The sequence below is a fragment of the Bradyrhizobium septentrionale genome (assembly GCF_011516645.4).
GTDB lineage: Bacteria > Pseudomonadota > Alphaproteobacteria > Rhizobiales > Xanthobacteraceae > Bradyrhizobium > Bradyrhizobium septentrionale.
Genome location: NZ_CP088285.1, coordinates 2469519 through 2487956, shown reverse-complemented (window position 1 = coordinate 2487956; position 18438 = coordinate 2469519). Strand labels below are relative to the sequence as shown.

Genomic DNA, 18438 nt, shown 5'->3' with positions numbered 1-18438 from the left:
TGCACTGCGAGGCACGCGCATTGAAGGTCGCCCCTATAGGCTGCCGGTCGGCTTTGGGATAACGTCGTGCGCACAATGGCTGTCATCAGCGATCCGAGGGAGGACGGCGCAGCATTGACCACGACCGCGCCCCTGGCGGACGAGCCGCGGCTCGGAAAGGCGGGTGCACCTCGACTGCTGATCGTCGAGGATCACCCGCTGTTCCGCGCCGCCCTGATCGGCGTGATCGGGGCCGAGTTTCCCGATGCCGAGGTGCTGCAGGCGACCTCGATCGACGGTGCGCTGGACGTGATCGCCGCGCGCGACGGCCTTGATCTGATCCTGCTCGATCTGTCGATGCCCGGGACCACGGGCCTGCTCGGCGCCTACCGGGTGCGCGCCGCCGCGCCGCGCAGTGCGCTGGTGATCGTGTCGGCGCATGACGATTCCCGGATCATCGGCGGGGCAATCTCGCTCGGTATTTCCGGCTTCATCCCGAAATCGACGCCGAAGGTCGAGCTGGCGCGGCTGTTGCGCGGTATCCTCGAAGGCGCGGTGTGCCTGCCTACCCGCTTCCGCGACACCGCTGCTGCCCGCAAGGGCCAGGCCGAGACGCGTGAACTGATGCAGCATCTCGGCCAGTTTACCGCGCAGCAGCTTCGCGTGCTCGATATGATCTGCCGCGGGCTGCAGAACAAGCACATTGCCTATGAGCTCGATATCTCGGTGACCACCGTGAAGGTACACGTCTCGGAGATCCTGCGGAAGCTCGGCGTGCGCAGCCGGACCGAGGCCATCATCGCGATGTCGAAGCTCGACTTCGGCAAGCACGACCACGCGCCGGTGACGGCCTCGCCGTCCCGCGACGCCTAGAGCCTTTCCCGTTCCGATGGAATCGGAACGGGGCTCTAGGTTTTTGTCTGGATGCGTTTTCTTCACGCGAACCGGTATCCACTTCGCTCGAAAACGCTCTGGTCATAGCCGCGCGGCCGACTGCTCCGCAGCCAGCAGGAACGACAGCAGCGAGCGCATCTCGGCGGGCTTGATCGGCTTCTTCAACAGCTCGTGGCCGTAGGCCGACACGTCGGAGGCGGCCTTGGCCGAGTAGTCGGCGGTCACGATGATCGCCGGAACCTTGGCGTTGATCTCGCCGCGGATCACGTCGACGGCCTGGATCCCGGTCTCGCCATTGTCGAGGTGCAGGTCGGCGATGATCGCGTCGGGAATGCCGTCGAGCGCGTGGATGCGCTCCAGCGCCTCGGTCTTGGAGATCGTCACCGCGACGTCGCAGCCCCATTTCTCCAGCAGGTGGGCGAGACCCTCGGCGCTCGAGAGGTCGTTCTCGATCAGCAGGATTTTTGCGCCCTCCATGCCGCCATAGCGATAGTCGACGCTGGCCTGCTCGCGCACCGGGACCGCAACCGGATCGAGGGTACGCGGCACGGTGACCGAGAACACCGAGCCCTTGCCGGCGCGCGAGTTCAGCCTGATGTCATGGCCGAGCAGGTCGGCAAACCGCCGCACGATCGAAAGGCCGAGCCCGATGCCTGCCTTGTCGCCGGCACTGGCTTCGCCGCGCTGAAACTCGACGAAGATGGCCTCGCGCTGGGCTTCCGGGATGCCCGGCCCGGTGTCGTGCACCTCGATGCAGATATCGTCGCCCCTCTGGCGGCACCCCATCAGCACCGTGCCACGCTGGGTGTAGCGCAGCGCATTGGCCACAAGGTTCTGCAGGATCCGGCGCAGCATCAGCGGATCGGAGCGAACCACCGCGGACGACGGCATGATCTTGAAGCCGAGGTTGCGCTTGGCGGCGGTCGCCACGAATTCCTGCTCCAGCGGCTCGAACAGCGAGGCGATCGCGACCGGGCCGAATTCGGGCCGGAGCACGCCCGCATCGAGCTTCGAGATGTCGAGCAGCGTCCGCAGCATGTCCTCGAGCGTCGCCAGCGAACGGTCGATCTGGTCGGTCAGCGCGACGCCCTTGGGCTCGGTTGCCATTTCGGTGAGCGCGGACAACGTCAGCCGCGCCGCATTCAGCGGCTGCAACAGGTCGTGCGTCACCGAAATCAGCACCGATGATTTCAGTGAGCTTGCCGCCTCGGCCTGCTGCTTGGCCTGCAGCAGGCGTCCGTTGGTCTTTTCCAGCGATTGCAGCGCCTGCTTGAGCTGCTTGGTGCGGTCGCGGACCTGCTGATCGAGCGCAATTGCGGTCTCGAACAGCGAGAACGCGTTGAGCTGCTGGTCGGTCGAACGTTCGACGCGCGACATCAGCGCCGCGTTGATCTTGCGCAGCTTCTCGGCCTCGCGTTCGAGGGCCGCAATTCGCGTGGTCTTGGTGTCGGTCATTGCGGCGCGACAGCCCGCTTGCCGATGGCGATGCCGGTCAGCGTCTGGTTGACATGCATGGAGCGATACTGCTCGCCATAGGTCTGAAAGCCAATCACTTTGTTGCGGCGATAGAGTTCCGACATCTCCCGCGACAGCTGGCGCTGCTCGACATCGAGTCGGCGCAGCACGCATTCGAAGCCGATGAACATCGAGACCTTGCCGAGGTCCTCGGTCAGCTCCTCGAGCAGGCGGCTGGTCACGTCGATCGGATCGCGCTCGCGCGCCACCGTCAGCACCATGCCCTCGTCGATGGCGCAGAAGAATTGCAGCGACCCGTCCGGATTGGTGCGCTGGATCGACCGCGCGTAATAGGCGCCGCCGACGCGGACCAGGACCGGATGGGCGGCAAAGGAGAACAATTCGAGCTTGCTCTCGCTGAGGCCGACGGCGCGGGAATATTCCAGCGCGGCCGGCTCGGCATTCAATTCCTTGACGATGCGGTGCTCGGTATCAGCCTCGGTCACCACCATCTTGGTCGAGGTCGGCTCGAAATGATCGCATTTGAACAGGCGGAACGGCAGCCGGGTCCGGATCAGGATCAGGACGGCGGCGTCGGTAAAGGCCTCGCCGCCATGGAACACCCAGGACTTCTCGAAGCGCAGGCCGTCGCCGGCGGAGCCGCCGACCACCGGAATGTCGCCGAGCGCTGCATAGATCGCCGACATGATGGTCTCCTCGCGCTGGCACATGCCGTCGATGAAGAGCAGCCCGAAGGAATCCTCGGTGTGGTCGCAATGCTCGGTCCGTTGCGCGAATTCGGTCTGCAACTCGGTGCAGATCGAGCGGCCGTGATCGACCCGGAACGTCGCGAGGTCGAACAGCGGCCGCGCCGCGATGACGAAATCGGCCGCGTTGAAGCCCATCGCGACGACGCTGTCCTCGTCCCAGCCGCCGGGCGACAATTCGCCGGCCGTGGTGCAGCCGAAGATCGGAACGTCGGGCATCCGGCGGGACAGTTCGGCAATGAATTCCTGCGGGTCATAGAACGGCGACACGAACACCACGAGCATCGCGAGATCAGCTGACGCCAATTGGCGCGCGATCTCGTCCGCTGCTTGCCGCGGCCCGTCGGTCTTTGCCTGCACCACGACAATGCTGTCGGTGGCGCTGCCGTTCTCCTTCGCCAAAGGCGTTCTCCCTGAGCAGGATTTTTTGTTTTTCTTGGCGCGGCCGGTTGAGGCAGCGCGGGTCGTAAGGGCATACGGGCCCATGCCGCGATTGGTTGCGGTCAGGCCCGCCGATAAATTCTAGGTCGTGAGGGGGAATGTCATTGGCCGGACTCTGCCGGCAGCTTCGCTCGCCGCAAGCGCCAACGGCGCCGGTCGACGCGATGACATGGGACACCTCCCGATGTGTTCTCCTGGCCCGGGCAGGGACAGGTTTGATCGGTTCTAAACTATCGGGTCGGTCCCGCGCGTCAATCACCAAGCCCAACCTCCTGGCCCGACCAAGGTAGTAGCGTGCCGATTCAGGCGAACTTGTTGCCCATTTACCGGGCCTTATCGATTCTGCCTTAGTTTTGCCCTCCGGGGTCTGGGGCGGGTTGCTGCCGGACCCCGCGTGGTTTTCAGAAGGAAGACGGGGGTTGGAATGCCGGGACTCAAGCGATCGCTCTCGATCAGGTTCCCAACCCTCAGATTCCGCGCCAAGATCATGCTCGGCTTTGCCGTCACGCTGGCGCTGTCGGCCGCCACCATGGGCTTCGCCTATATGGGCTTCGAGCGGGTTTCCGCCGGCGTCGGCTCCTTTCGCCAGAGCGTCGCGGAAGCCGATCTCGCCCGCAACATCGACCGCGAACTGATCTCCTATCGCTCGCTGGCACGCTATTACGTCGCGACCGGCAAGGAGGACGACGCCAAGGCGGCGCTCGCCGCCGAAGCCAGCCTGAAGGACGCCATCATGGCGTCGATGAAGGGCACCACCAACCCGGCCCGGCTCGAGCAGATCACCAAGCTGGAGCGTGAATTCCGCGCCTTCACCAAGATCTTTGCCGAGATCGTCCGGATCAAGGACGAGAGCGCGCAGACCGCGCAGAACAAGCTCGTCCGCAGCGCAACCTCGATGCGCTACAAGCTCGACGATCTCCCGAGCAATGCCGATGATTCCGAGCTGCAGTCGATCCAGTTCGGCGCCAAGAAGGTGGCTGACCAGCTGCAGTCGATCACCGGGGCGGTCAACACCTTCGTCGTCAACGGCGACAAGACGGTTGCCTCCAGCGCGCTCGCCCGGCTGAAATTCGCTGACAATCTGGTGAAGGGGATCACCTCGCAGAACGAGCGGATCACGCAGGCGGTGAAGGAAATCACTGCGCTGCTCGAAGAATATCGCGAGGCGCTCGCCAAGCTGATCGCCAACGCGAAGTCGATCGACGAACTGACCGTCGAGATGACGGAGTCCGCGGCCGCGATCAGCCAGGGCGCGGCGGCGATGAAGTCCGATCTGTTCGCCGACCAGAAGCGGCTTGAAAGCGAATCGCACACGATGATCGGCGATACCGAGCAGCTGATCCTGATGCTCGCTGCCGGCAGCTTCGTGCTCGGGCTGGTTTGGGCGTTCCTGCTCGGCAAGGGCATCTCGCGGCCGATCGCGGCGATGTGTGCCGCGATGCGCGAGCTCGCGGCGGGCAATTTCGATGTCGTGTTGCCCGGCCTCGGCCGCCGTGACGAGCTCGGCGAGATGGCCGGCGCCGTCGAGGAATTCAAGGTTCAGGCGGTCGCCAAGGCCGAGCGCGATGCCGCGACCCAGGAAGCGCAGAACAAGGCCAGCGCTGCGGCGCGGCGCACCGAGCTGATTCGTTTTGCCGACGAATTCGAATCCGCCGTTGGCGCGATCGTCTCCAACGTGTCGGCCTCCGCCGTGCAGCTCGAATCCGCGGCGGGTACGCTGACGCGGACTGCGGAGACCACGCAAAACCTGTCCAGCCAGGTCGCCGGCTCCTCCGAGGAGGCCTCCAGCAACATGCAGTCGGTGGCTTCGGCGACCGAGGAATTGTCCGCATCCGTCGACGAGATCGGCCGCCGCGCCAAGGAATCCAGCCAGATCGCCGATTCCGCTGTGCGCCAGGCCGAGCAGACCGACGCCCGGATCGGCAAGCTCTCGCGTGCCGCGCAGGAGATCGGCGACGTGGTCAAGCTGATCACGGCGATCGCCGAGCAGACCAATTTGCTGGCGCTGAACGCCACCATCGAGGCCGCGCGCGCGGGCGATGCGGGCCGCGGCTTCGCGGTGGTCGCCTCCGAGGTGAAGTCGCTGGCGAGCCAGACCGCCAGGGCCACCGACGAGATCTCCAGCCACATCTCGGGCATGCAGGCCGCAACCCAGGAATCGGTCGCCGCGATCAAGGAGATCGGCGGCACCATCGGGCAGATCTCCGGGATCGCGACCAACATCGCGAGCTCGGTCGAGCAGCAGAGCGCTGCAACGCAGGAGATCGCGCGCAGCGTGCAGAACGTCGCGCAGGGCACTCAGGAAACCGCCTCGAGCGTCACCCAGGTCACCCGCGGCGCCACCGAGACGGGAGCGGCCTCCGAAGAGGTGCTGAATTCAGCCCGCTCGCTGTCGGTCGAAAGCTCGCGGCTGCGCGAGGAGCTCGACCGCTTCATGGCGAATATCCGCGCCGCCTAGACCCACAAGTGTCGTCCCGGCGAAAGCCGGGCGGAGGCCGGGACCCATAACCACCACTCATTATTGTTGAACATGCAATGCGCCGCGTGCCCATTGCCATGGCCGCGGCGTATGGGTCCCGGCCTTCGCCGGGACGACGGGATTAATTGCTTCCGCCAGGACGACACGATCAATCCCGCCTGAACTGCTTTCAGTGATACGGCGATTTTCCTCGGGTTTCCGCATTGCGGGAACCCTCGCCAGCCTGCGGCGTTGACGTCGGGTGGCGGGCATTCCGTTTGCCGCAATCCTGGGAGGGAGAACCTTGGAACGCATCGTTCCGGGGGTTTTCTCATTGGTCCATTCTGATGACACTGCAGCGGACACAGTTGAGCTCTGCGAAAACGACGGACGGGACTGCGTCGCCGGCTGCACAGAGCGACGACCGCGTCATCGAGACCTCGATCCCGCTTCGGCTCGACAATCTCAGCTGGAGTGGCTTCCACACCCGCGTCGTGCTGGCGCTCGGCATCACCTGGATTCTCGACGGGCTCGAGGTGACGCTGGCCGGTGCGCTGTCGGGTGCGCTGAAGGACAGCCCGACGATGCACTTCACCAACGCCGATGTCGGCCTCGCCAGCAGCGCCTACCTCGCCGGCGCCGTGCTCGGCGCGCTCGGTTTCGGCTGGCTCACCGACCGGATCGGGCGCAAGAAGCTGTTCTTCATCACGCTCGCGGTTTACCTCTCGGCGACCGCCGCGACCGCGCTGTCGTGGAACGTCGCGAGCTACGCGCTGTTTCGTTTCCTCACCGGTGCCGGCATCGGTGGTGAATACACCGCGATCAATTCGACCATCCAGGAACTGGTGCCGGCGCGCTATCGCGGCTGGACCGATCTCGTCATCAACGGCAGCTTCTGGATCGGCGCCGCGATCGGCGCGCTGAGCGCGATCGTCCTGCTCGATCCCGCGTTGCTTGCGCCGGACCACGGCTGGCGGATCGCCTATTTCACCGGCGCGGTGCTTGGCCTCGTCGTGCTTTTGATGCGGATGTGGATTCCGGAAAGCCCGCGCTGGCTGATGATCCATGGCCGCCCGGAAGAAGCCCACAGGATCGTGGCCGATATCGAGACCTCCGCGCTGGGTCACGAGCAGCCGAGCGAGGGTTTTGAGAAGATCAGGATTCGGATGCGCGATCACACGCCGCTGCGCGAGGTCGCGGTGACGCTGTTCTCGACCTACCGGCAGCGCTCGCTGGTCGGGCTGACGCTGATGGCCGCGCAGGCCTTCTTCTACAACGCGATCTTCTTCACTTTCGCACTGATCCTGACCGATTTCTTCGGCATCGCCGCCAGCCATGTCGGCTGGTACATCCTGCCCTTCGCTGCCGGCAACTTCCTCGGCCCGCTGCTGCTCGGCCGCCTGTTCGATACGGTGGGCCGCCGCACCATGATCACGCTGACCTATGGCATCTCCGGCGTGCTGCTTGCGTTGTCCGGCTATCTGTTCTCGATCGGCGTGTTGAGCGCGCAGACCCAGACCATCGCCTGGATGGTGATCTTCTTCTTTGCGTCGCCCGCGGCGAGCGCCGCCTATCTCACCGTCAGCGAGACGTTTCCGCTGGAGGTTCGCGCGCTCGCGATCGCCGTCTTCTATGCCGTTGGCACCGGCATCGGCGGCGTGATCGGACCGGCGCTGTTCGGCGTGCTGATCGACACCGGATCGCGCAACAGCGTGTTCGCCGGCTACCTTCTGGGGTCGGCACTCATGATGGTCGCCGCAGCCGTCGCGTGGCGCTATGCCGTCGCGGCCGAGCGAAAGCCGCTCGAATCCGTCGCGCGACCACTGGCATTTGTGGAGTAGACTAGGATGAAGCATAACGTGGCTGAAATGCCTGTGGATGATGACATCACCCCTGACGCGACGACGGACAGCGTGCCGGCGCCGGCGTCGCTGATCCCGCCGCTGGGACAGACCGCGGTGCTGCTCGATATCGACGGTACCTTGCTCGATTTCGCGCCGACGCCGCGCGAAGTCTGGGTGCCGCCGGAGTTGTCGACCACGCTGAAGCAACTGCATGAGCGCACCAACGGCGCGCTGGCGCTGGTCAGCGGCCGCTCGCTCAACGACATCGACCTGATCTTCGCGCCCGACCAGTTTCCCGCGATCGGCGGCCATGGTGCCGAGATGCGGCTGCAGCCGGACAGCGAGGCGGTCGCCGCGCACGCGCCGCCGCTGGACAAGGAGTTGAAGCGCCGTCTCGCCGCGATCGCCAAGCTCAGCCCCGGTATTCTGCTCGAAGACAAGGGCTATTCGCTGGCGCTGCACTATCGGCTGGCGCCGCATGCGGAGAAGGCGATCTATGAAGCGGTGTCGCTGATCCGCGCCGAATTGCCGACCGCGCCGATCGAGGTGCTGCCGGGCAAGAGCGTCTGCGAGATCAAGCACTCTGGCTTCACCAAGGCGACCGGCGTGCTCGAGCTGATGACGCATGAGCCGTTCAGGGGGCGCCGCCCGTTCTTCATCGGCGACGACGTCACCGACGAGACCGTGTTCGGCATCATGCCCGACTTCAATGGTCTCGCATTCTCCGTCGGCCGTCGCGCAACCGGCGTCGCCGGGCATTTCGACGGGCCGAGCGATGTGCGCGAATTCCTCGCGCGTCTGCTCGACGACGATAGGGACGTCAGCCTGTCCTAACCAAATCATCTGCATCGCACGCCGCGTCGCGCATTCCTGAATGCGGTTGTTTTGCGTCATGACGTGCATCTCGCATGAATTTTTCTTTTCGCGAGTTCCCGCGAGTTCCTTCACGCTTCGCCAGAATTTGGTTTCAATTGGGAGATTCGTTGATCCGGAACCATCTTGATGAATGGTTGTTAATACGCGAGTTGACCAACAGGAGGGGACCTGGTGAACCTCGTCGTCGTATCGAACCGCGTCTCGCGCGGAAAACCCAATGAACCCATGACGGGGGGGCTGGCTGCGGCATTGTTGCCGGTGGTGGAAAAGACAGGGGCAATATGGGTTGGTTCCAGCGGACGTGTCCGCGACGGGAACCACAAGGAACCTTTTGCAGAGGTCGAAGCTCTCGGTGCGGGCGCGCTGGCGATGCTCGATCTGCCGGCCGCGCACTATGGCGGTTACTACGAAGGCTTTGCCAATTCGGCGCTGTGGCCCGCGATGCATTCGCGCGCCGATCTGATTCGTGCCTCGCACGAGGACTACACAAGCTATCGCGAAGTGAACGCGTTCATGGCGCGCGCGCTGTTGCGCTTCCGCAAGCCCGATTCCGTGTTCTGGGTCCAGGACTATCATTTCCTCGCACTCGGTGCCGAGCTGCGCGATCTCGGCGTCACGCAGCCGATCGGCTTCTTCCTGCACACGCCATGGCCGGCGCGCGCGGTGATCGCAGGCGTGCCCAATCATCGCGCGCTGATCGAAGCGATGCTGTCCTACGACCTGATCGGCTTCCAGACCGACGAGGACTGCGAGAACTTCCTGAGCTACGTGCAGCACGAGCTCGCGTTCGAGGTGCGTGACGGCGTCATCAACTCGTCGTTCGGCCACAGCCGCGCCGCGGTGTTTCCGATCGGCATCGATCCCGGCAAATTCGCGCAGCAGGCGACCAAGGCGATGATGCATCCCGACGTGACGCGGCTGCGGCGCAGCCTCAACGGCGAGAAGCTCACGATCGGCGTCGACCGGCTCGACTATTCCAAGGGTCTCGTCAACCGCATCAAGGCGTTCGACAAGATGTGGACGCTGCACCCGGCGCTGAAGCGCTCGGTGTCGCTGCTGCAGATCGCAACGCCCTCGCGCGGCGCGATCGAGGCTTACGGCAATCTCGCGAGCGAGGTGGCAAAGCTCGTCACCGACGTCAATGGCGTGCATGGCGAGGTCGACTGGACCCCGATCCGCTACCTCAACAAGGGCTTTGGCCAGGGCGTGCTCGCCGGCCTCTACCGGACCGCGCAGGTCGGCGTGGTGACGCCGCTGCAGGACGGCATGAACCTCGTCGCCAAGGAATATGTCGCAGCGCAAAACCCGGCGGATCCCGGCGTGCTGGTGCTGTCGAAATTCGCCGGCGCGGCGAACGAACTCGACGCCGCGCTGCTGGTCAATCCGCACGACATCGACGGTATGGCACGCACCCTGGCGACCGCGCTCGCGATGCCGCTGACCGAGCGGCGGATGCGCTGGGAAGCCATGATGGAGAAGCTCAACAGCGGAACCATCCAGCAATGGTTCGCGGATTTCATCGAGGCGCTGCAGGATACGCACAGTGCGGGAAACGCGGCGCTGCCTGAGCCACCCAGCCTGTGGCCGCGCCGCACGGCGGATCTTGCCGCGCGATATCACTAGTCGCATCGCATAGCAGGATGGGCATGCTTGTGATTGCCCGTCCTCATGCATCGTCGTCGTCCGATTCAACTGTCAAACAGCTAGTTCGGTGTCATCACCCGCGCATGCGGGTGATCCAGTATTCCAGAGGCGCCTGTGCTTGAGTCGAGAGGCCGCGGCGTACTGGATCGCCCGGTCGAGCCGGGCGATGACGGCGCGGGTGCATCACACACGATCGTCGTCCTGGCCTAGTGCGCAATTGCGCACGGGAGCCAGGACGACACCGATTGTGTTGCACGAGCTCTCTCTGAGTCATGCTTTCGCATTCTCGCGACATGATCCGCCCGAGCTTTGCATTTCGTTCCGCCGCTCTTCGAACAGAGGGCGCAGGGAAAGCCGGGTGCCGATCGCACCCATGGGTCCCGTGCAACAAAAAGCACGGGAGGTAGGACCACAGGTGTAACCGGGAACATCCCGGCTTTCCCTGCGCGATGGGTTACGGCTTACTTCGTGCTCTCCCCGGCGAGACTGGGCTTGTTTGTCACCGCCTCGCGAAGATGCTTCGCATCTCGCGGGGGACACCTACCACTAGGGCGTCAGGACCACACGACTTCACCGTCCGCCTCATGCGCACTCGTCAGTTGCGCAATCGGCGTCCACCGCATCTCACCGCAACACCCGTGACGATGCGCAGCGCCCCTCGATCGGGTGAGACGGGCAAATCTATACACCGAGTTGTGTTTCGGATAAAGCGAAATATTTTTGCTGCGGGGGCTTGCGCCGTCGGGCAACTCGGTGGCACGGGGGCGCGCCGTCAGTTCCGGCTATTTATTTTCGACCGCGCGGCACTGACGCTCTCGAATAAGCCATGATGCGTTCGAGCAAGGCACCGGCCCTGATCAGATCCGCACGCTCGCGGGCTGTGAGGTGCGTTTTCACGGCTTCGGTGAGCCAGCGCTCGCCGCGTGCGCGGCTGTCGTCGAGAAATCGCTGCCCGGCCGCACTGAGCCGGAGCCTGACCTTGCGCCGATCTTTGCTGTCCGGCGTACGCACGATCAGCTTGCGTGCTTCGAGGGAGCGCAGCGCCGCAGCAAGATTAGAGGAGCGCATGCCCTCATCGGACGCGAGCACCGATGGTGTGGCCGTTTCGCCGTGGCGGTCGATCGCACCCAGCACCAGCAGTCTGGCCCAAGATCGGTCGTCCGCAGTGGCTTCACGGCGTAGCCGGCGGGAAACGCCCATCAACTGCCTTCGCAATCGCGTGATGTCGTTCGTCGGGCGTTGAATTCTCATATTGCTACTATGAGATAGCTATTTATCTATAGCAATAGAGCGATGGGCGTTCTCTCGAATGTTTCCGAGCAGAAGACGCTGCGGTGCCGCCGAAGTTCCATACCATTCGTGACGACCGGAGCCCCCCATCCTGCGAAAATCGGTCAAGGAGATCATGATGACATCCAGCACTTTAAGAACATTGATCGAGGAAAAACCATTCGTGGCTTGTCCAGGAGTCTTCGACTTAGTCTCTGCCAAGCTCGCCGATCGCACCGAGGCCGACGCGCTTTACATGACAGGCTATGGAGCAGTGGCGTCCTATCTCGGCCTGCCTGATGCCGGTCTGGCGACATACTCGGACATGCTCGATCGCGTGCAGGCAATTGCCCAAACCGTGCGCAAGCCGCTGATTGCCGACGGCGATACCGGTTACGGCGGCCTGCTGAATGTTCATCATACCGTCCGCGGCTACGAGAGGGCTGGAGCTGCAGCGATCCAGCTCGAAGATCAGCAGAGCCCCAAGAAATGCGGCCACACGCCGAACCGGCACGTGATCCCCGTCAAGGAAATGATCAACAAGCTGACGGTCGCGAGCGAGGCGCGCTCGTCAAGAGACGTTCTCATCATCGCGCGCACCGATGCACGTACGTCGCTCGGCCTCGACGAGGCGATCCGCCGTGGGGAGGCATATGCCAGAGCCGGGGCAGACATTATTGTCATCGAGAGTCCGGAATCGGAAGCCGAGATGCGAAAGATCGGATCGGCCCTGAGCGTTCCGCTGCTCTCAAACCAGCTTCACGGGGGCCGGACCCCCATCCTCAGTCAGGAAAAACTCAAAGAAATCGGCTACCGGGTGGCGATTTATCCGACAGCGGGGCTCCTCGCCACCGCTTATGCATTGAACAATGTCTATAGTTCGCTGGTTGACGACAAGCCGGTGCAGGCGCCGCTCTATGACTTCAACGAGTTCACCTCGTTGATTGGCTTTGAGGAGGTGTGGGATTTCGAGAAGAGGTATGCCTCACTGGAAGCGGGCTAAGCCCCTGCATGACTGATCTCTCTGATGGTCCGCCGGAAGTCTATGACCGCACGGCGATCAAGCTCCACTGGGCGACCGCAATGCTCGTTGTGATCGAGTTCCTGATCGGCAGGACAACCAACCTCCTGCCGCGCGGTCCGCTTCGGGTCGACATCTGGTCAGTGCACGTCATACTCGGGTTTGCGCTCGCCAGCGTGGTGGTTTCGGGGATGCTTTGGCGCGTCACTCGTGGCCGTAGATTGCCGCCGCCTGACCGCGGTGTCCTTCACCTGGCCGCGCTGGCGACGCACCGGCTTCTCGATGTGCTGCTGCTGATCATGGTCGCGTTGGGCATCACCAACGTGTTCGCACACGGTTTTCCGCTGTTCAACCTTTGGCACTTTCCGAAACTCGGCAGTGGCGAATTCATGCACGGCGTCAATGCGTGGCACGGCTCGATCGCAAATGTCGTTATCGTCGTGGCGCTGTTTCATTCCGCGGCCGCACTATTCCATCATCATGTAATCAAGGACGGAGTTTTACGCAGGATGTGGCCAAGCCTGACCGAGCGGTGAGAAGCGCCGTGTGAATCGCAAACGCTGAACTGCGTTCCTCTTTCGCAGCCATCGCGTCGACCGCATCTCGCCGCAGCACGCGTGATGATCGCGACGCGCCCCTCAATCGGGTGAGACGGACGGGTCGTGGCATCACATCGCTGTACCGGTAAACAGAAATTGTTGCTGCCGGCCCCTGTGCCATCGGGCAACTCAATGGCAGGGGGCCGCGCCCCCTTCATGCTTCCGTCATTCCCTGGTGCGCAATTGCGCACCTGAGGGCAGCCCGCAGGGCCGAGCCCGGAATCCGTTCATCCGCCGAACGTGCCGCTCGATGGCTTCCCTGGAACGGCGACAGGCGGGCGGATCGGATGCATTGGTTGATTTGCGCTGGTCTCTGACCGGCCACCGGCCAAATCGCGCGCAAAGCGGCGCTGCGCGGTTGATATCGTCGAAAATTTACCCAATCTTTTCAATCCATTGGGGAAATTTCGCGCTCCGGCCCCGCGCTCCCTTGCAAAATCCGCCCCGTCCCTTCAAGAGAGGGCCTCCCGGAGAGATGGCCGAGTGGCTTAAGGCGCACGCTTGGAAAGCGTGTGTGCGGGAAACCGTACCGTGGGTTCGAATCCCACTCTCTCCGCCACTTTGCCCCAAAATTTCGTACCTCGAAACGGAGACAGGCCCGAAAACTCGGCCGTTTTCGTGAATTTTTTTACTCTGGAGAATGCCGGCCGTACTAAAAACGAGCGGCAAATGGGGCTGGAGAACGTGTTTTTCTCCGAATCCTAGGACGTCGGGAGTTGGTACAGTACGGCATTTCGGCGAAAAACAAGGCCCTCTTGGGGGCCGGTTTTGAATCTCTCTCGCTCAACCGAAACGGGCTTGGATCGATATGCTCGGTTTGCGTTCGCCCGCGATCAGTTCAATTGCCGCGGCACGGTTAGGGTTAGGTAATAGCCAGCCTCGCCGGCTGATCCGACGAGCTGCGTCGCGGATGGGTTATCGCGGGAAGGGAACTACTTTTGAGCAACCTGCTGGCCTTTCAGTGACTTACCGGCAGATTGAGCGCCTACTTCCCGAGCAACAAAACTACCGGCTTCATGCACAATCGCCTCTCTGGAATCCCAGCGCTTCCGATTTGCATATCTCGTTCTGTGGACGCTCTCGGTGCGGAGACAACTAAAGGCGGGGAAAGCTATCCGTTGAAGCGTCCACGAACGGTTACGGCCGCCTAGAGGTCAATCGGACGGTCGATTCTTCGACGCCCCCCGTGCTCGATACGAAAGTGCAACCCGCCAACGCCGATGGTCGGGTCGCATCTGATGCGCGACTGTGCAATCTTCGGCCTTCTGGGGCCGCAAATGCAACTCTCCACCAATTTCGATTTCTTGACAGTTCATGATGCCAAGCTGGCCCAGCTTGCGTCGCGGGCCGAGGATTACTTCCAGGATGATCCTGTCACGGCCATCATCAAGCTTCGCCAATTTGCGGAGTTGATGGCCAAGCTCGTGGCTGACGGTAGCCGAGGTGGAGGCAATGCAGGCCACCCAGCCGCGTAGCCTTATGGGCAAGGCGACCCAGTTCCCCGTAGGTGCGCCAAGGCTTCAGGCAATAAGCGACGATCACTTCGCCGAGCAGCCTTACCTGATCGACCCGACCAGGACTGATCCTGAGTTGGAGTTGCTATGGCTCCATCACGCAGGATACAGCATCGTGGAAGCTGCGGTTTGTTCCGATGGACCGAGCATCCTCGGTTCCGAGACAATTCGCTGCGTGGCCCTGAACCGACTGGATTTGGTCCAAAGCCGAACGGTTATTCTGAACAGGCTCAAACTAAATCGAACAAAAATCATGGAAGACCTCGAGAGCGACTTGGGAGCCGCAGCAGACCCCGCGCTGATCGCGCTGCACGTTCAATCGGCCTTACGCAGGATCAATGACATGAAGCAGAGCTGCGGACCGGAGCAGCCGTTCTCGGCGATGGCGCGCGCATTCGTGGACGCCTTCGAGGGGGAGCTTCAAGCTTGGATGCAGGCCAAACTTGTGCGAGACCGGGTAGAAGAGTCGGCTTCGACCTGAAGCGAACGGCTTCCCTCGGTCCCGGACTGTCCGTGCGATGGACCGACCAACCTTAGTGCTTTTCTCTCTCTACCGAGAAGTATCGCTTTGGGTGGCGCTCGCGAAACTTGGCGAGAGCGCGCGGCAAGATCGTGTGTGCGATATAACCTGGCGCGAGTATCCGGGGGCCGGATTCAGCATCATCGCGGATCCGTCCGGCAGCTTGTCCAATGTTGTCAAGGCTGTCCAAAGTGTGCCTCGCCTCGTCATAGAAGCGGGCGCCGCGCCTGGTGAGGACCAACCTGCGTCCTTCCCTGATGAAGAGCTGAAAGCCGATGGCTTCCTCGAGCCCGGCTACCAAACGGCTCACTTGCGGCTGTGTCCGACCGATGGCCGCGGACGCGCCAGTCACCGTACCAATCTCGACAACTGCTGCGAATGCACGCAACTGGCTGACCGGAAGCATCTCATTCTCCAGAGGCATGAACTAATGTGAATTATGCATTTTCCACATTGGAGGGGCAAGTGTTATCGAGATTTGCGTCAGAGGACAGCTTGCCTCCGCATTGGGAGAACCGTTCCATGGAATACGAAAAGTCAGCCGCGAAGGAGGCTTCACGTGCCGCGTTTCGTGGCATCGTTGCTGCGATTACTACGCCGTTTACGCCCAGCCTGAGCATTGACGAGCCCGGCCTCCGCCGTAACATGCGTCATCTGACAGATACGCTGGGCGTCGATGGCGTGTTCTGTGGCGGCGTGATGGGCGAGTTTTGGGCGTTGACCAACGTCGAGCGCAAGCGCGTGCTGGAAATCGTCGTCGAAGAAGCGCGCGGCAAGTGCAAAGTGATTGCCCATACCGGGCATCACAGCGCCAATGAAACCATCGATATGACGCTGCATGCCGAGCAGGTGGGAGCGGATTTCGTTATCCTGATGACGCCCTACTATCCGACGGCCAACGAAGAGATGATCGTTGACTGGTTCACTTTTGTTGCATCGCAAGTCCGTATCGGCATCTGGCTCTTCGACACCGCATTCTCCGGACGCCCCGCGATATCTCCGGCGACAACGGCCAGGCTGGCTGAGATTGAAAACATCTGCGGCGCCAAGATCGCCCGACCGCTGGAACACTATCTCGAAGTCAAGCGCCTTTGCGGCGACCAGCTTGTACTGAGTTCACCGTCGGAGGGTGAATTCTTGAAGATGATGCGGGATCACGGGCAGGTGGTCCATCAATCTTCAGCGGCGCCCTATCTCCTGCAGACGAAGACGTGGCAGCCCATGCGAGAATACGCAGCTCTTGGGCTGCAGGGAAAGTTCGATGAAGCGGAGCGCGTGTCAAGAGCGCTCCAGCCGCTGCGCCCAATTGCGAAGCAATGGTTGATTGAGCGCTATCATCAAACCGACATTCTACAAATTGCGGCGGTCAAGGCCTGGTCCGAAATGCTCGGCATGGCGGCGGGCCCGGTTCGCACGCCGCTCTTGCAAATGTCGCCGCAGGATCGCGCTACCTTGCGCAGCGAGCTCGAACAAGCGGGATTGCTCTCAAAGGCGATGATGTCGCTGCCGGTGACGCTGGTGCCGTCCTTCAGCTCTATGAAGGCGCAGGGCACTTCACCCCATCTGGAATCGGGCTTTGCCACAACTGCTGCCAGCAACACGGCGGGATGCTTGTAAAGCACATCCTCGACCTCGACGGATGAGATGTTCTCGCCGCCCGAGATGATGATGTCCTTCGAGCGGTCCTTGATGATGATGTAACCGTCTTCATCGATCACACCGAGGTCACCGGTGTGGAACCAGCCGCCGGCAAAGGCGTCCGTGGTCGCCTTCTCGTTCTTCAGATAGCCCTTCATGACCACGTTGCCGCGAAACATCACCTCGCCCATGGTGCTGGCATCACGCGGCACTTCCTGCATGGTCTCAGGGTCGAGCACGGTGACGGCTTCCTGCAGGGGATAAGGCACACCTTGTCGGCGTTTCAGCATGGCCTGCCTTTCGAGCGGCAGCTCGTTCCAGCCCCGCTGCTCGGCGCAGATGGAGGAGGGGCCATAGACTTCGGTGAGCCCATAGATGTGGATCAACTTGATGCCGAGCTTCTGCGTGCCCTCGATCACCGGAATGGGCGGCGCCGAGCCACCCATCAATCCCGTGATGCTCCACTCTGGTGAACTCTTGGGAGCATCGGGTGCATTGATGAGCATGTTGTAGACGATCGGCGCGCCGCACATGTGAGTGACGCGATGTTGCTTCATCAGAGCGAAGATCTTGGTTGGATCGACCTTGCGCAGGCAGACGTTGACGCCGGCGGTCGCCGCTATGGACCATGGAAAGCACCATCCGTTGCAGTGAAACATCGGTAGGGTCCACAGGTAGACGGGATGCTGTCCGAGGTTGGCTGCCAGAATGTTGCTGATGGCGTTGAGATACGCACCACGGTGATGGGTGACGACACCCTTCGGGTTGCCGGTCGTTCCCGATGTGTAGCTGAGCGCAATGGCGTTCCATTCGTCCTCGGGGTAACGAGGCAGGAACTGCGGATCGCCTTCGGCGAGAGCGGCTTCGTATTCGGTCTGGCCGATCCGCACGCCATCTCCGAAAGCCGGATCGTCGACGTCGATGATGAACGGCATCGGCCCGGCCATCAGCGCGATCGCCGCCGCAGTCAGGCCGGAGAATTCAGGATCGACAAAGATGACTCTGGCGCTGCCGTGGTCCAGCTGAAACGCGATTGAGGCCGCATCGAGCCGCGGGTTCAGGGTGTTCAGTACGGCGCCTGCCATCGGCACGGCAAAGTGAAGCTCATGCATTGCCGGCACGTTCGGCAGCATGGCCGCTACGGTGTCGCCTTCGCCGATCCCAAGTGCCACGAGCCAGCACGCCAGCCTCCTGCACCGATCATAGGTCTCGGCCCACGTGAAGCTGCGGCCTTCATACAGAGCGCTGGTGAGATGTGGATATACGGCGGCCGTGCGAGCCACGAGGCTCAGCGGCGTCAGCGGTTGAAAATTGGCCGGGTTCTTGTCCAGACCAATGTTGTAGGGGTTCCCCATGTCTCCTCCCGTTGCACGGTCATTGGGCTGGCGTTCAGAGCGTCTGGTCGCGGGCCAACCGGGCGCCGCCTTAGCATCGCGCCCGCACCCGCAGAATCGGTCAACTGACGTATTGTCGAATAGCGATGCGCGGAAGAAATTCCGGCCATCTGTCTACGAGCCAA

Annotated in this window: 14 protein-coding genes, 1 tRNA gene and 1 pseudogene; 11 read left to right on the top strand and 5 right to left on the bottom strand. The window is 62.5% G+C overall.

Going from position 1 to position 18438, the window contains the following annotated elements:
* The first annotated feature begins 75 nt into the window (after positions 1 to 75).
* On the top strand, positions 76 to 852 hold the full coding sequence (locus tag HAP48_RS13580; protein ID WP_224497155.1) for a LuxR C-terminal-related transcriptional regulator: 777 nt from the start codon (positions 76 to 78) through the stop codon (positions 850 to 852).
* A 102-nt stretch (positions 853 to 954) separates the two neighbouring features.
* Here HAP48_RS13580 and HAP48_RS13575 read toward each other — a convergent pair whose 3' ends face one another.
* Positions 955 to 2328 carry a hybrid sensor histidine kinase/response regulator gene (locus HAP48_RS13575; RefSeq protein ID WP_166213374.1) on the bottom strand — a complete coding sequence of 458 codons (1374 nt, stop codon included), beginning with the start codon at positions 2326 to 2328 and terminating at the stop codon, positions 955 to 957.
* On the bottom strand, positions 2325 to 3497 hold the full coding sequence (locus HAP48_RS13570) for an FIST N-terminal domain-containing protein (protein WP_166213375.1): 1173 nt from the start codon (positions 3495 to 3497) through the stop codon (positions 2325 to 2327). The genes HAP48_RS13575 and HAP48_RS13570 overlap by 4 nt, the downstream gene beginning before the upstream one ends.
* A gap of 463 nt (positions 3498 to 3960) precedes the next feature.
* Here HAP48_RS13570 and HAP48_RS13565 point away from each other — a divergent pair, with 463 nt between their 5' ends.
* The 4 genes from HAP48_RS13565 (at position 3961) to HAP48_RS13550 (ending at position 10337) form a co-directional block, all read left to right on the top strand.
* Complete coding sequence (locus tag HAP48_RS13565) at positions 3961 to 5994, top strand: methyl-accepting chemotaxis protein (protein ID WP_166213376.1); 2034 nt, start codon at positions 3961 to 3963, stop codon at positions 5992 to 5994.
* A gap of 347 nt (positions 5995 to 6341) precedes the next feature.
* Positions 6342 to 7835, top strand: coding sequence for an MFS transporter (locus HAP48_RS13560; protein WP_166213377.1), 1494 nt, complete (start codon positions 6342 to 6344; stop codon positions 7833 to 7835).
* 27 nt (positions 7836 to 7862) lie between these two features.
* Positions 7863 to 8672, top strand: coding sequence for a trehalose-phosphatase (otsB, locus tag HAP48_RS13555; RefSeq protein ID WP_420869897.1), 810 nt, complete (start codon positions 7863 to 7865; stop codon positions 8670 to 8672).
* Positions 8673 to 8885: 213 nt separating this feature from the next.
* Positions 8886 to 10337 (top strand): trehalose-6-phosphate synthase, encoded by a 1452-nt coding sequence (locus HAP48_RS13550; RefSeq protein WP_166213379.1) that lies wholly within the window; start codon positions 8886 to 8888, stop codon positions 10335 to 10337.
* 807 nt (positions 10338 to 11144) lie between these two features.
* Here HAP48_RS13550 and HAP48_RS13545 read toward each other — a convergent pair.
* Complete coding sequence (locus HAP48_RS13545; protein WP_224497044.1) at positions 11145 to 11558, bottom strand: MarR family winged helix-turn-helix transcriptional regulator; 414 nt, start codon at positions 11556 to 11558, stop codon at positions 11145 to 11147.
* Positions 11559 to 11766: 208 nt separating this feature from the next.
* Here HAP48_RS13545 and HAP48_RS13540 point away from each other — a divergent pair, with 208 nt between their 5' ends.
* The 5 genes from HAP48_RS13540 (at position 11767) to HAP48_RS13520 (ending at position 15242) form a co-directional block, all read left to right on the top strand.
* Positions 11767 to 12630, top strand: a complete 864-nt coding sequence (locus HAP48_RS13540; protein WP_166213381.1) for an isocitrate lyase/PEP mutase family protein — start codon at positions 11767 to 11769, stop codon at positions 12628 to 12630.
* Positions 12631 to 12638: 8 nt separating this feature from the next.
* Positions 12639 to 13184 (top strand): cytochrome b, encoded by a 546-nt coding sequence (locus HAP48_RS13535; RefSeq protein WP_166213382.1) that lies wholly within the window; start codon positions 12639 to 12641, stop codon positions 13182 to 13184.
* A 532-nt stretch (positions 13185 to 13716) separates the two neighbouring features.
* Positions 13717 to 13806, top strand: a tRNA-Ser gene (locus HAP48_RS13530).
* 679 nt (positions 13807 to 14485) lie between these two features.
* The gene (locus HAP48_RS13525; protein ID WP_166213383.1) at positions 14486 to 14722 is read left to right on the top strand and encodes a hypothetical protein; all 237 of its coding nucleotides are present in this window, start codon (positions 14486 to 14488) and stop codon (positions 14720 to 14722) included.
* Positions 14700 to 15242 (top strand): hypothetical protein, encoded by a 543-nt coding sequence (locus tag HAP48_RS13520; RefSeq protein WP_166213384.1) that lies wholly within the window; start codon positions 14700 to 14702, stop codon positions 15240 to 15242. The genes HAP48_RS13525 and HAP48_RS13520 overlap by 23 nt, the downstream gene beginning before the upstream one ends.
* A gap of 52 nt (positions 15243 to 15294) precedes the next feature.
* Here the strand turns inward: HAP48_RS13520 and HAP48_RS13515 are convergent, their stop codons facing one another.
* Positions 15295 to 15687, bottom strand: coding sequence for a LysR family transcriptional regulator (locus tag HAP48_RS13515; protein WP_166213385.1), 393 nt, complete (start codon positions 15685 to 15687; stop codon positions 15295 to 15297).
* 116 nt (positions 15688 to 15803) lie between these two features.
* Here HAP48_RS13515 and HAP48_RS13510 point away from each other — a divergent pair.
* Positions 15804 to 16694, top strand: a pseudogene (locus tag HAP48_RS13510) (dihydrodipicolinate synthase family protein); the annotation flags it as partial.
* Here HAP48_RS13510 and HAP48_RS13505 read toward each other — a convergent pair.
* The gene (locus HAP48_RS13505) at positions 16619 to 18274 is read right to left on the bottom strand and encodes an acyl-CoA synthetase (protein ID WP_224497043.1); all 1656 of its coding nucleotides are present in this window, start codon (positions 18272 to 18274) and stop codon (positions 16619 to 16621) included. The pseudogene HAP48_RS13510 and the gene HAP48_RS13505 overlap by 76 nt on opposite strands.
* Positions 18275 to 18438: the final 164 nt, after the last annotated feature.